Annotated in this window: 10 protein-coding genes; 4 read left to right on the top strand and 6 right to left on the bottom strand. The window is 64.4% G+C overall.

Annotated features, from left to right (window positions below):
• Positions 1-57: 57 nt before the first annotated feature.
• From HMPREF2635_RS04960 to HMPREF2635_RS04945, 4 genes are all read right to left on the bottom strand, one after another.
• The gene (locus HMPREF2635_RS04960; protein WP_070821358.1) at positions 58-4,026 is read right to left on the bottom strand and encodes a Pls/PosA family non-ribosomal peptide synthetase; all 3,969 of its coding nucleotides are present in this window, start codon (positions 4,024-4,026) and stop codon (positions 58-60) included.
• Positions 4,027-4,503 (bottom strand): MarR family winged helix-turn-helix transcriptional regulator, encoded by a 477-nt coding sequence (locus tag HMPREF2635_RS04955; protein ID WP_049154701.1) that lies wholly within the window; start codon positions 4,501-4,503, stop codon positions 4,027-4,029.
• A gap of 60 nt (positions 4,504-4,563) precedes the next feature.
• Entirely contained in the window at positions 4,564-4,893 is a 330-nt protein-coding gene (locus HMPREF2635_RS04950; RefSeq protein WP_070511139.1) for a type II toxin-antitoxin system HicB family antitoxin, read from the bottom strand.
• A 297-nt stretch (positions 4,894-5,190) separates the two neighbouring features.
• Complete coding sequence (locus HMPREF2635_RS04945; protein WP_049154702.1) at positions 5,191-5,493, bottom strand: rhodanese-like domain-containing protein; 303 nt, start codon at positions 5,491-5,493, stop codon at positions 5,191-5,193.
• A gap of 102 nt (positions 5,494-5,595) precedes the next feature.
• Between HMPREF2635_RS04945 and pabB the strand changes: the two genes are divergently transcribed.
• Complete coding sequence (pabB, locus tag HMPREF2635_RS04940; RefSeq protein ID WP_070821357.1) at positions 5,596-8,232, top strand: aminodeoxychorismate synthase component I; 2,637 nt, start codon at positions 5,596-5,598, stop codon at positions 8,230-8,232.
• Positions 8,233-8,289: 57 nt separating this feature from the next.
• On the opposite strand, the gene HMPREF2635_RS04935 is transcribed toward pabB, so the two are convergent.
• Positions 8,290-8,946: a LuxR C-terminal-related transcriptional regulator gene (locus tag HMPREF2635_RS04935; protein WP_070511133.1), complete on the bottom strand. Its 657-nt coding sequence runs from the start codon at positions 8,944-8,946 to the stop codon at positions 8,290-8,292.
• Between the two features lie 3 nt (positions 8,947-8,949).
• The gene (locus HMPREF2635_RS04930) at positions 8,950-9,642 is read right to left on the bottom strand and encodes a sensor histidine kinase (protein WP_070821356.1); all 693 of its coding nucleotides are present in this window, start codon (positions 9,640-9,642) and stop codon (positions 8,950-8,952) included.
• A gap of 109 nt (positions 9,643-9,751) precedes the next feature.
• On the opposite strand from HMPREF2635_RS04930, the gene HMPREF2635_RS04925 reads away from it, so the two are divergent.
• From HMPREF2635_RS04925 to HMPREF2635_RS04915, 3 genes are read left to right on the top strand one after another with little or no spacing between them, the layout of a single operon-like run.
• Positions 9,752-10,438, top strand: coding sequence for an ABC transporter ATP-binding protein (locus HMPREF2635_RS04925; RefSeq protein WP_049154705.1), 687 nt, complete (start codon positions 9,752-9,754; stop codon positions 10,436-10,438).
• Complete coding sequence (locus HMPREF2635_RS04920; RefSeq protein WP_070821355.1) at positions 10,435-11,835, top strand: FtsX-like permease family protein; 1,401 nt, start codon at positions 10,435-10,437, stop codon at positions 11,833-11,835. Before HMPREF2635_RS04925 ends, HMPREF2635_RS04920 begins: the two co-directional genes overlap by 4 nt.
• Positions 11,832-12,761, top strand: a complete 930-nt coding sequence (locus tag HMPREF2635_RS04915; protein ID WP_070821354.1) for a S41 family peptidase — start codon at positions 11,832-11,834, stop codon at positions 12,759-12,761. Before HMPREF2635_RS04920 ends, HMPREF2635_RS04915 begins: the two co-directional genes overlap by 4 nt.
• The last annotated feature ends 23 nt before the right edge of the window (positions 12,762-12,784 follow it).

The following is a 12,784-nucleotide window of genomic DNA, read 5'->3' as shown; positions in this document are numbered from 1 at the left end:
GCCAGGCATAAAGAGAAGAGGCGGCAGGAAATCCTGCCGCCTCCTTTCTTTGCCTACCTAGTGTTTCCAGGGCTCAATCGGGTTGCCCTGCCACTCGGAGCTGCTCGGGACTTGGTCGCCGCGCATGACCAGCGAGCCGGGGCCGACGGTGGCCACGCTGCCGATGACTGAAGCAGGCAGTGCCACCGAATGCGAGCCCAGGGTGGCGCCGGCCTTGATGGTGACGGTATCCAGGCTCATGACGCGGTCCTGGAAGAGGTGCGTTTGCACCACGGTGCCGGGGCCAACGGACGCGCCTTCGCCCACGAAGCACAGGTCCGTCTCCGGGAACCAATAAGAATCAATCCACGCGCCGCGGCCAATCGTCACGCCCAGCGCGCGCAGGCCCTGGTTGATTTCACCCATGCCATAGGTGTGGGTGAAGAACCACGGGGCGGCGACCGCCTCCACGAAGGTGTCCTGCAGCTCGTTGAGCCACACGAAGGCGGACCACAGCGGGTGGTCGCCGGCGGTCTGCGTGCCCACGCAGATCCACTTGACCGCCACGGTGATCGCCATCGCGATGGCGCCCGCCACCATGAGGATGACACCGCCGAGGGCCCAGGCGGCGGCGATGCTGAGGGCGTCGGCAAGCGCGTAAAGCGTTGCCAACGTGCCCGCCAGCAGCATGGCCGAGGTCATCGGCGCCAGTAGGCGCATGGTCTCAATCGCACCACGCGCGGCCTTGACCCCAAAGCCCGGGTTGTAGGTGAGGGACTCGCCCTCCACACCGTCCACGTGGGCCTCCACGCGGCGCATGCGCTCCGGCGGGGAACCCCACCAGTTGGCACCGGACTTGGTCTTCTTCGGCGTCGAGGACAGCACAGCCACCAGCGAGTTCTTCGACAGCTTGCGGCCCGGACCGGTGATTCCGGAGTTGCCCACGAAGGAACGCTTGCCCACCTTGGTCTCACCCGTAAGCATCCAACCGCCGCCGAGCTCATAGCCGCCGATCATGGTGTCATCCGCCAAGAAGGCGCCGTCCTTGACCTCGGTGAGCTTGGGCACCATGACGGCCGTGGAAATCTCCACGTCCTTGCCAATCGTTGCACCCAGCGAACGCAGCCACGCCGGGGTGAGCTGCGAGGCGTAGATGGGGAAGAGCTGCGTGCGGGCCTCGTCCATAAGGCGCTCGATGGCCCACAGGCGCCAGCCCTTGGCGGAGCGCACCGGTGCCACACCGGGCTTGATACCCAGCGAGAGGATGCGCACGCCCAGCCAGGTTTGCAGCATGAAGGTGGCAAACGCCGCCAGGGCACCGAGCGGAGCGAAGAAGATAGAGCCGACGTAAGGGGAACCGTCGGTCACCGCGATGAGGGCAACGACCACGGCAGCGCCCACGGCCAGCGCCACGATGGGCTGGAAGGCCAGCAAGATAGAGGTAGCGCCGTAGATGGCTACCCACCACGGGCGGCGCTTCGGGGCATGCGACGGGAAGCGGTGCTTGGAGCGGCCCACCTTCTTGGCAGGAGAGCCGGACCAACGCTGGCCGTCCTTGATCTTCTTGCGCCCAGTGACGGTGGAGCCAGCCTCGACGTGGGCATCTTTGCCCACGACGGTGCCCGGAAGCAGCGTCGAGCGCGCGCCCACGCGGGCACCTTCCTTGACCTCAATGGCGCCGACGTGCAGGATATCGCTGTCGAGCCAGTAGCCGGAGAGATCGACCTCGGGCTCAATCGCGGCGTGCTTACCCAAGGTCAGCAGACCCGTCACAGGCGGCAGCGAGTGCAGGTCCACTCCGCGGCCCATCTTCACTCCCAGCGCGCGGGCATAGTTGTTGACCCACGTAGCGCCCGCGATCGAGCGCGAACCAGAAGCATCCGCCCAGCGCTCCGCTGCCCAAATACGCAGGTGCGTGGAGCCCCCGCGCGGGTACTCGCCGGGCTTAATGCCGGCGGTGATCAGCCGCGCGCCGAAACCACCGATGGGGATGCGGCCGATGGGGGTGACAAAGATGATGAGGAGAAGGATGACCAGCCACCACGGGGTGGTCATGGCCCACTCCACGCCCAGCAGGTTCGCCAGGTTGGAGCCCAGTAGCAGCCAGGCCAGCCACGTCGTGGCAGCCAGCGTCATAACGGGGATTTGGATGAGCGTCTGGGCCACGCGTGTACCAGCGCCGACGGGCTTGACCTCGCGGGCAGGCCCGGCGTCTTCGACGGACTCGGCACCAGCAAGCTGCTCTGCCAGCGAACCCAGACGCGGGTGGTCGTAGAGGTCGCGCACGGCCACGGTGGGGAAGCGCTCGCGGATGCGGCCGACCAAGGTCGCCGCGGCCAGCGAGGTGCCGCCGAGAGAGAAGAAGTCTGCGTTGACGTCCTCCACGGAAACACCCAGGGTGTCCACCCACAGCTCCGCCAGCCACTGCTCGGTGGGGTTGAGGCCGTCTGCCTCCACGCCCACTCCCGGCAGCGGCCACGGCAGGGCTTTCTTGTCCACCTTGCCGGAGGTGCGAATCGGCAGCTCATCCATGACGCAGATGCGCGGGACGAGCGCTGCCGGCATAGTCTCCGCTAGGCGGGCGTGTGCCGCTTCGTGGTCGAACCCGGCATCCGGGTCATCCAGGGAGACGTAGCCGACGAGCACGGACTCGCCGCCCGGCGTCTTCTGCACGGCCACGGCGGAGTTATACACGTTCGGCAAAGCGGCGACGTTGGCCTCCACCTCACCGAGCTCGATGCGGCGGCCACCAATCTTGACCTGGTCATCGACGCGGCCCACAAAATACAGGCCGTCCTCTTCCAGGCGCACGTGGTCGCCGGTGCGGTAGGCGCGCTCCCAACCCAGGGACTCCAGCGGCGCGTACTTCTCCGCATCCTTCACCGGGTCCAGGTAGGCGGCCAGGCCCACACCACCGATGACGAGCTCGCCCACCTCACCGATGTTCACGGGGACGCCGTGCTTGTCGACGACCACCAGATCCCAACCCTTCAGCGGCAACCCAATCGATACGGGCCTGCCCGGCAGCATGCGCTGCGCGCAGGCCACGACGGTGGCCTCGGTGGGACCGTAGGTATTCCACATCTCGCGGTCCTCGGTGGCCAGGCGGTCCGTGAGCTCCTGGGAGCAGGCCTCGCCGCCGACGATGAGAAGGCGGATGTTGTCCAGGGCCTCGGCGGGCCAGAGGCCGGCCAAGGTCGGCACGGTAGAGACCACCGTGATGTCGCGGCGGATGAGCCAGGGGCCCAAGTCCATGCCGGAGCGCACCAGGGAGCGCGGGGCCGGGACCAGGCAGGCACCGTGGCCCCAGGCCAGCCACATTTCCTCGCAGGAGGCGTCGAAGGCCACGGACAGGCCGGCTAGGACGCGGTCGTCCGGGCCGAGGGGGCCGTGCGGGCTATCCGCCAAAAAGAGGGCAGCCTCCGCGTCCACGAAGGCGGCCGCGGAACGGTGGCTCACGGCCACGCCTTTGGGCTTGCCCGTCGATCCGGAGGTGAAGATGATCCACGCGGTGTCTTCGGGGCGCGGCTCGTCGAAAAGCGCGCCGTCTCGATCGTCCTTTTCGTCGGACGTGGGGCGCGCCTCGCGCAGCATGCGGAAGCCCTCATCGGTGAAGACACCGTCGATGTCGGCTTCGCCGAAGACCATCTCGGCGCGCTCATCGGGGTCGTCGGCGTCGACCGGCACGTAGGCCGCGCCGGCGGCGAGTGTGGCCAGGATGGCCAGATAGAGCTCGCGCTTGCCGGAGGTCATGCGGATGCCGATGCGGTCTCCGCGACGCACGCCGCTGGCGTGGAGCTCGGTGGCCCATGCGGAGACGTCGGCAAGCAGCTCGGCGTAGGTGAGGATCTCACCGTCGTCGAGGGCCGCGGCCTCGGGGTAGTGCTCAGCGGTGGTCTTAACGATGTCCCACAAGGTGCGCGCGGGGGCGGCCTCGTCGCCGAGGAGGTAGTGCTCGGGGACCTCGGGCATCGCTGGGGTCTCGGGCTCATCGGTGCGGAGGGCGTGGCGGCCCCCGGTACTAGGAAGGTTTTCGGGCTCTGTCATTTAAGCATCACCGCTTTCGGTATCAGCGGGTGCGTCCGCCGCGATGATGGCGGCGGCCAGCTTGCGCAGATGCTTGAGCTGCTTGTTGGTGGATTCGTCGAGGGCTTCGTCCTCGGCCTTCGACACCAGGACGGCAAGCTCCTTGTGAGCTTTCACGCCCTTCTTGGTGGAGGCAATGATTTGGCGGCGACGATCTTTGGCATCGCGCTCACGCTTGACCCAGCTGCGGGACTCCAGGGAATCGAGCAGGCGCACCATGTCGGAGGCGTCGATGGCCAAGGTCTCCGACAGTGCGGACTGGGAGGACGCGGTCTCCGCAACGAGGCAGGTGAGCACCCAGTACTCGCGCAGGGTGGTTTGCTGCGTTTGCAGCGCGGCCTCGACGCCTTCGCGGGTGCGGCGGCGGAGGCGCTCCAGCTGGAAGGAGGGGGACTCCAAGAGCGCGGTCGGAATGGATACAGAATTCAATGAAGGCATGCCGACGATACTACGCGCCTAAGGTGGCAAACTTAAATCATGGGTTGTGGCCCATTAGTTTCAGGCTGAGGCTAGCTTCTGCACGATGAGTGTGTTGAGAGAAACGCCTTCCCGTTCTGCTTCGATGGTTAGGTCTCGGTGAAGTGACTGAGGTATGCGGAGGTTGAACTTCCCCGAAAAGCTTCGCTGCCCGAATGGTTCCGGGATGCGTTCATTGTTGCGTTGCATATCTTCTAGAGTTTCTTCGACGACGCTGCGCAACTCGGCTTCTGCGGTGGCCGCAGTGGCGTCGAGCCATGAGAGGGAGGGGAACTCTAGGACTGTGGCAACGAATTCTCCATCTTCTTCGGACCACGCGGTTTGGTAGGTGTATTTGTCTGCGAGGTTCATGATCTGCTCCTAGGGAAGGCGGTCAATGGCGTCTAAAACTTGGCGTATCTGGAAAGGCTTCGCTTTCCCATTGCGGCCCTCTTGGATATTGACTCGGGGGTCTCCCTGCCATGGGGTTTTATAGACGATGTGCGAAGTTCCACGCCGTTTCTTTCCGGCGCTTTCTTGGCGTTCGAAATAGAAGTCACACACAAGTTGCAGCTCTGAGAAGCGGACGTTTGTCCGTGAGGTCCGCATCTTTGTGAGGATCTTTTCTATCTTGGAAACCACACCTGGATGGTACCGCAAATGGTACCACTAGTGGTTTGGGTAAACCATAGGGCAGCCTTGTGCTTTCCAACCATCCGTGCCGCCCTCGACGTTGATGACGTCCCAGCCCTTTGCCTGCTCGAGGTACTGGCAGACCTGCATGCTGCGCCCGCCTAGGTGGCAGATGACGTAGATATCGCGGTCCGGGTCAATCTCGTCGATGCGATCAACTAGTTCGCCCATCGGGATGTGCGTGGCGCCCTGGGCGTGTTCGGTGTTCCACTCGTGGTCCTCGCGGACGTCGATGAGCTGGGCGTTCTCGGGTACTTCGGTGGGTTGTACGTTCTGCATGCGCACCAGCTTACGCGGGCGCGGTTGTGAGGCTGGTGGGGCACCGTAGCGTGAGCAGCACTTTCGTCCCCGGCGCGCCCTTATGCCACACTTATTCAGGTGATGAACTCCAGCGCTGTCGCGCTTATCCCCGGAGACCCCACGGGTCGCTTCTTTGGTTCTCGAGTGCTCGTGGTGGATAATTTTGACTCCTTCACCTTCAACATCGTGGACTACCTGGTGCGATTAGGTGCTGAGGTGACGGTCACCCCTAACACCGAGCCCGTGCCGCTGACTGGCTACCACGCGGTGGTTCTCTCACCGGGGCCGGGAACCCCTGAGCGTGCAGCGGACATTGGCTTTTGTGCTGAGGTGTTGAAACGTGCTGCGGTGCCGGTGCTGGGGGTGTGTCTGGGCTTCCAGGCGATGGCCCAGCACCTCGGCGCACGGATCGCTCCGGCCCCAGAGCCTGTGCACGGGCGGGTGAGCACCATACATTGCTCCGAGGATCCGCTCTATGTCGGGATTCCCACCTGTCACGATGTGGTGCGCTATCACTCATTGGTGGTAGATAAGCTGCCTTCCGGTATGAAGGAACTCGCGCATACGACAGATGGCCTCATCATGGCTGGCCGCAGCGAAGAACGCCGCTGGTGGGGCGTGCAGTACCACCCGGAGTCGATTTGTAGCGAACACGGTCTCCGGCTCTTCGAGAACTTCCTGGCTATCGCTTGTCCCGAAGCAAACGAGGTGGCATCTCCTGACGTCAAAGTCGACACCCCCTCAGTTGCGCCCCTGCCACCACTGCACGTGGAGGAGCGCCTACTCGCCATCGATCCCCTCGACGTCTTCGATGTCCTAGGCGGCAAAGGGGCGCTGCTAGAGTTCGAGGGCACTTCGATCATTGCACCGTTGGGAGAAATGGTGGGAATGGAAGCACTAGCGGAGCCCCCTCGCTTTTCCCGCCCCGCGGGGTGCCTCGGCGTTCCAGGTGTGTTCGGCTATCTGGGTTACGAGGCCCTCGGCGGCTTGCCCACACACCACCCTCATGGTCTCTTCCGCGCGCCAGGCGTGGTGGCCATCCGTGGGCAGAGAGTGCAGCTGATTTGCCAGGAATCCGCGGCCTCCTGGCTGGCACAGACCTGGCGGCTCCTCGAAGGACTCGCCGGCAACCCTGTTCAGCAAAGGCGTTTCGACACCAGTGCGATTGGCCCGCTGATCTGCCGCGATACCGCCGCCAGCTATAAGGAGAAGATCCGCCGCGCCCAAGAGCTCATCAGTGCGGGTGAGACCTACGAAGTCTGCCTCACTACCAGTCTCGAGGCGGCAGCCGATCTCGATCCGCTGGCCCTCTACCAGCGCCTTCGGCAGCAGGTGCCCGCGCCGATGCGTTCGTTGTTGGTGCTCCCTGAGCTCGCAGTGGCTAGCGCCTCCCCGGAACGCTTCCTTAAAGTGTCTGGCGGCGTCGTCTGCTCGGAGCCGATCAAAGGCACCCGCCCACGTGGCCACAACCCCACCGCCGATGAACAGCTGCGGGCGGACCTGGCCAGTAACCCGAAGGATCACGCGGAAAACCTCATGATCGTTGACCTAGTGCGCAACGATCTCACCCGTGTGGGGATTCCAGGCACCGTGCATGCCGAAGAACTCTTCGCGGTTCGCAGCTTTGCCACCGTGCACCAGTTGGTCTCCACCGTTTCTGCTCGGTTGTGCCCGGATGCCTCGCTTATCGACGTCCTCCGCTCCACCTTTCCCGGTGGCTCTATGACCGGTGCGCCGAAAGTCCGCACCATGGAGATCATCCGTGAGCTCGAGGCCGCGCCGCGTGGGGTGTACTCCGGTGCGATCGGCTATCTCGGTTGCGATGGCAGCGCTGATTTCGCTATGACTATCCGCAGCATCGTCCTGCATTCCGGGAGACTGCATTATGGCGTTGGTGGAGCGGTGCTGGCTCTTTCGGACCCGGATGCCGAGTGGCAGGAGATCGTGGATAAGTCCGCCCCGCTCCTCAAACTTTGCGGGCAGGCCTTCCCCGGGGAGCACTGCTACCGCTTCGAAGCGGGCGAGCTGCTTCCCGTCCCATCGCTTCCCGAGCCCGTGCTGATCGACTCCTTCCGTCTTGAAGAGGGCCAGGTGCGCGGCTTTGAGCTACACTGCGAGCGCTTTACCGCGGGTGCAGAGGCCTTGGGGATGGACTCCCCTCGATCCTTCCTCCACGCAGTCCAGGAACACCTGCCCGCTCGGGGGCGGTGGTTCCCGCGTCTGGAGGCTGGCCCCAGCGGTTTCGCACTTCGGTTGCGCCCTCTTCCTACTCAGCGGAAAACCACCCGTTTGCACAGCGCTACGGCAACAGTGGAATATCCGCATGTCAAGGGGCCGAATCTGGTGCTGTTCTCAGAGCTTCGTGAGCAGGACGATACCTTGCTCATCTCCGACGAGGGCGTGGTCTGCGAAACCACCACCGCAGCGCTCATCGCCTGGGATGGCGACACGATGCTCACGATGGACGCGCCTCGGCTGCGTTCGGTCACTGAGTCTCTGCTGGTTGCTGCGGTGGGAGAAGAGGGGAGCGTCGAAAAGCGCAAGCTCGGCCTGTCCGATCTTGCCGGCCTAGAGTTGTGGACCCTCAACGCCTTGCACGGGATTACCCCGGTGGTGGAGCTCGACGGGAAGCCGCAGCCGGCACCCGACGCCGCACGCCTTGAGCACTGGCGCAGCGTGCTAGATAGTATGTGCGCTACAATTCCGCGAACCCAATGAGCACGATCCCGCTCTATCTCAACGCCTCATAGCAGCATTCGATGCTCGCCTTGGGCTTTAGCGGTGCGCGGAGAGGTACTCCAGAATGGCTTTCACGCGGCGGTTGTCCTCGCTGGGGTCGAGACGCAGCTTGGTGAAGATGTTGGAGACGTGCTTGGCCACCGCGGCGGAAGACAAGACGAGATCCGTGGCGATGTCCTTGTTGGACTTGCCGCGGGACATCAACTCGAGGACCTCGCGCTCGCGCGGGGTGAGCTCGCCCAGGCCGCTGCGCCCAGAGCTCATGAGAGCCTGCGCCACGGTGGGGTCGATGACGGTGCCGCCCTGGGCCACCACGTCCAGGCTCGAGAGGAAGTCCCGCACCTCGGAGACGCGGTCCTTCAACAGGTAGCCGGTGCCGGCATCGGGGGAGTCGAAGAGCTCCACCGCATATGCGGGGGCCACATACTGGGAGAGCACCATGACGGGCAGACCCGGGTATGCATTTCTCAAGTTTACGGCGGCTTTCAAGCCGTCATCGCCCATACCTGGCGGCATGCGCACGTCCGTGATGACGATGTCCGGAAGCTCATCGCGCAGCTTATCCACCACGGCCTCCAAAGCTGGAGCAGAATCCGCCTGGCCCACAATTGAATGCCCGCGGCGCTCCAGAAGGCCGGCGAGGCCTTCGCGCAGAATGGCGGAGTCATCCGCCACGACGATTCTCAAACTCATTTCTTAAACTCCTGACTGTCCGCGATCGAGAAGAAGAGGAATCGAGCATGCCAGCCTCGTGGGCCCGCCCGGGGGAGAGCTCAGCGTCATCTCCCCGCCAAAGGCGGCGAGGCGCTCGGCCATCCCCGCCAAGCCGTGACCTTGTACAACCTGCGCGCCACCCGGGCCCTCATCCACCACGGTGATGCGCAGCGAATCATCCGCGATCACTAAAACAGACACCGGCGCGCCGGGCGCGTGCTTGGCCGCGTTGGTCAAAGCCTCCGTGCCGAAGAAGTAGCCGCAGGCCAGCACGGAGGCGGAAAGCCTGGGCAAAGGATGCGGGGCGAAGACGCTGACGTGGGGGCCGTGGGAGGAGGAGACGTCGGCAAGCGCGGCGACCAAACCGTGATCCTGCAGGACTTGCGGGTGGATGCCGTGCACCGTGGCGCGCAGGGAGTGCAGGCCGCGGTCCACGTCCTGCTTGGCAGCGGTGAGAAGCTCGGCGAGGTCAGAGGGGGCGTCGAGAAGAGCCTCCCCCAACTTCATGCTCGCGGCCACGAGGTATTGCTGCGCGCCGTCGTGCAAGTCGCGCTCGATGCGGGCGCGCTCCACCTCATAGGCATCCGCGATGGCGCGGCGCGAGGCCGTGAGTTGCGCAATTTTCTGCGCCTGCTGTTGCTCATGGTTGGTGGGCTGGGGTTTTCTTCGGAACACAGGCCCAGCATAGTGGCCCGCCCCTGCGGCAGGGGTAGTGCTGGCACTACCTTAAAGAGCAACGCTAGGACTGTTCTTTATGAGGGCCCGAGACGGTGAAATGAGAGACATGGCACAGACACTTTCCCTGACAGACATCACCAAGGATTTCGGCGGCGGCCCGGTGCTCGCCGGAATCTCCCTCGACATTGAACCGGGTGAGCTCGTGGCGGTCATGGGGCCGTCTGGTTCCGGCAAGTCCACGCTGTTGCACTGCATGTCCGGCGTGCTGACCCCCACGCACGGCAGCGTGCGCTACGGGGATGACGAGCTCTCCGCGCTTGGCGACGGCCCCCGCTCCCGCCTCCGCCTGCGCAACTTCGGCTTCGTCTTCCAGGACGGCCAGTTGCTGCCGGAGCTGAGCAACGTGGACAACGTAGCGCTTCCCGCGATGCTCAACGGGGTCTCGCGCGGTGCTGCGCGCAAGCGCGCGATGCAGCTGCTGGACCAGCTGGGATTGGGCGGTTTGGCGGAGCGTCGCCCGGCGCAGGTCTCCGGTGGACAGGCGCAGCGCGTGACTATCGCGCGTGCGCTGGTGGCTTCTCCGGGCGTGGTTTTCGCCGACGAGCCCACCGGTGCACTGGACCAGTCCACGGGCCACGAGGTCATGCAGATGCTGACCACCATCGTGCGCCAGTCCGGTGCCAGCCTGGTCATGGTCACGCACGACCCGAAGGTGGCCGACTGGATGCAGCGCCGCGTGGAGATTCGCGATGGCATCATCCACGACGACCGCCGCCTCGAGGTGATCCGATGAACACCGCGACTTTAGTCTTTGACCTGCAGCGCGAATCGATTCGCGCGCGCTCCGGAACAGGAATCGTCTCGCTTCTGGCCATTGTGAGCCTGACCATTGGTTCCGCCATTGCCTTCCTCGTCGCGGGTGGCACCTGGATGTTTTGGGAGCGCGCCCAGCACGTCGAGGAAGCCGCGCCCGCGCTCAAAGAGGCCTTCGGTAACGAGATGACGGCCTTTCTTTATCCTTGGTTTGCCCTGGCCCTGCTGGCCTGCGCCTTCATTCTTCCGGCGCTGTTTAACCTCACAGCCCAAGCCGCCGTCCTCGGCGCCTCCGGCCGGGAGCAGCGCCTGGCCACCCTGCGCCTTCTGGGGTTGAGCTCCCGCCAGGTGGAGCGCATGGCCATCGTGGAGACCGGCCTGCAAGCCATCATCGGCATCGTGCTGGGCGGGCTGATCAGCCTGCTCATCGCGCCGGTCTTTACGCAGGTGGACTTCCAGATGCGTTCTATTGCTGTATCCGAGATTCTCCTCCCGTGGTGGGGTTATCTGGCCGTGGCCGGTGTGCTCTTTGTGTTGGCCATCGGTGCGGCACTCGTCGGCATGCAGCGCGTGCGCGTGAGCCCCCTGGGTGTGGCCAAGCGCCAGATGCCCGCGGCCTATCGCTGGTGGCGCGTCATCGTCTTCCTCATCATCGCGGGTATCGGTGGTGTGTTGCTCTCCGGGAAGGCGGGACCGCCGACCGCCATGGTCATCGTGGTCATGTTTGGCATGGTGATGAGCATCAACCTCATTTCCCCTTTTATCTTGCAGCTCGGCGCACACATCATGTCTCTCTTTCCTGGCACCGCGCACTTCGTGGCCTGCCAGCGAGTGGCGGGCAATGCGCGCCCGGCGTGGAAGCGGAGTGCGGCCATCGCGTTCTTCGGCTACTTGGCGGGCTTCCTCGTTGCGGCGCCCCTAGGCTCTGATGCCTTGGCCATGGTTCTCAAAGAGGACCCGGGGATGAACGTGGTGTTTAAGGACATCTCCACCGGCGTCTTATTAACCCTCATCTTCGGCTTCACGCTGACCACCATGTCCATCATTCTGGGGCAGGTCTCCGGCATCTTCGAAGACAAGGAACTCATCCGCTCTCTGGATCTCATGGGTGTGCCGCGCGGTTTCCAGTTCCGCTCCGGTGCCCTGACCATCATGGGGCCTGTGGTGGGATTGAGCTTCTTCGGCTTCCTCTTTGGCGGCGGGATTGCCTCGCTGATGTTCTTCTCCAGTGTCGAGCAAAGCGATGTCGACGTTCTTGGCCGTCTGCTCATGGCCTTCGGTTTCTTGGCAGTGGGCTGGCTGGTTACGCTCCTTGCCATCGTGATTGTGGAGCCTCTCCGCGGTTACGTGTTGCGCACGGGACGGCGAAAAGAATGAAAACGGTACTGAAAATCTTCGGTGGCCTGTTCGTCGTTGCTCTCATCGCCGTGGTCGCGGCCGTGTACTTCTTCGGCCCCTCCTATGGCGGGGCGTTTGCGGGCAAACCCGTATTCCTCTTCAACGCCAGCGAAAAGCGCATCAACACCGCGATGGTGGATACCGCGGCGCTTACCGGCATCTACGGCGACAGCGATAAATTCCAGCGCGCCCGTGAGGCCTTTGAGGAGGATCCCACGAATGCCGATCTCCTCGATGCCGCCATCGACGCCGCCGGCGGTAAGCATTCCAAGGTCTTTAGCGCCGAAAAGGAAAAGGCGATTGAGAAGACCGCCCCCGTCGTCGACTACGACGACGGCGTCCTGCGCGCCACCGTTCCGTCCATCGGCCGCCACGATGACGGCCAGGCTTACGCGGATACCCTGGCCACAGGGTTGACCGCCCACCCGGAGGCCTGCGCCGCCGTGGTGGACCTGCGGGGCAACGATGGTGGCGACATGGGACCCATGTACGCGGGCTTGAGCCCCCTGCTGCCGGACGGCCCCGCTTTGTCTTTCGTCTCCCGCATGGGCACGACGGATGTCACCATCGACGGCAACTCCGTCACCGGTGGCGGCACACCCACCACCACGTCCGGCGGCAAGCTCGAGGTCCCCGTCGCGGTGCTCACCGATGGCGTCACCGCATCCTCCGCCGAAGCCACCCTCCTAGCCTTCCGTGGCCTGGACAACGTGCGCACCTTCGGTGAGCCAACCGCCGGCTACGCCTCCGCCAACACTGTCATTGACTACCCGGATGGGCGCTCACTCATGCTCACCACGGCCAAGGACAAGGCCCGTACCGGCGAAGAATTCGCCGAGGATCCCATCGCTCCCGACGCACCAGAGTCCGAGCTCGACGGATGGCTTGCTTCCCGCTGCAGTTAGTTAGCTGCAGTGTTAGTAAGCCG

This window comes from Corynebacterium sp. HMSC035E02, assembly GCF_001836065.1.
Classification (GTDB): Bacteria; Actinomycetota; Actinomycetes; order Mycobacteriales; family Mycobacteriaceae; genus Corynebacterium; species Corynebacterium hiratae.
This window is presented reverse-complemented; position numbering and strand designations above follow the sequence as displayed.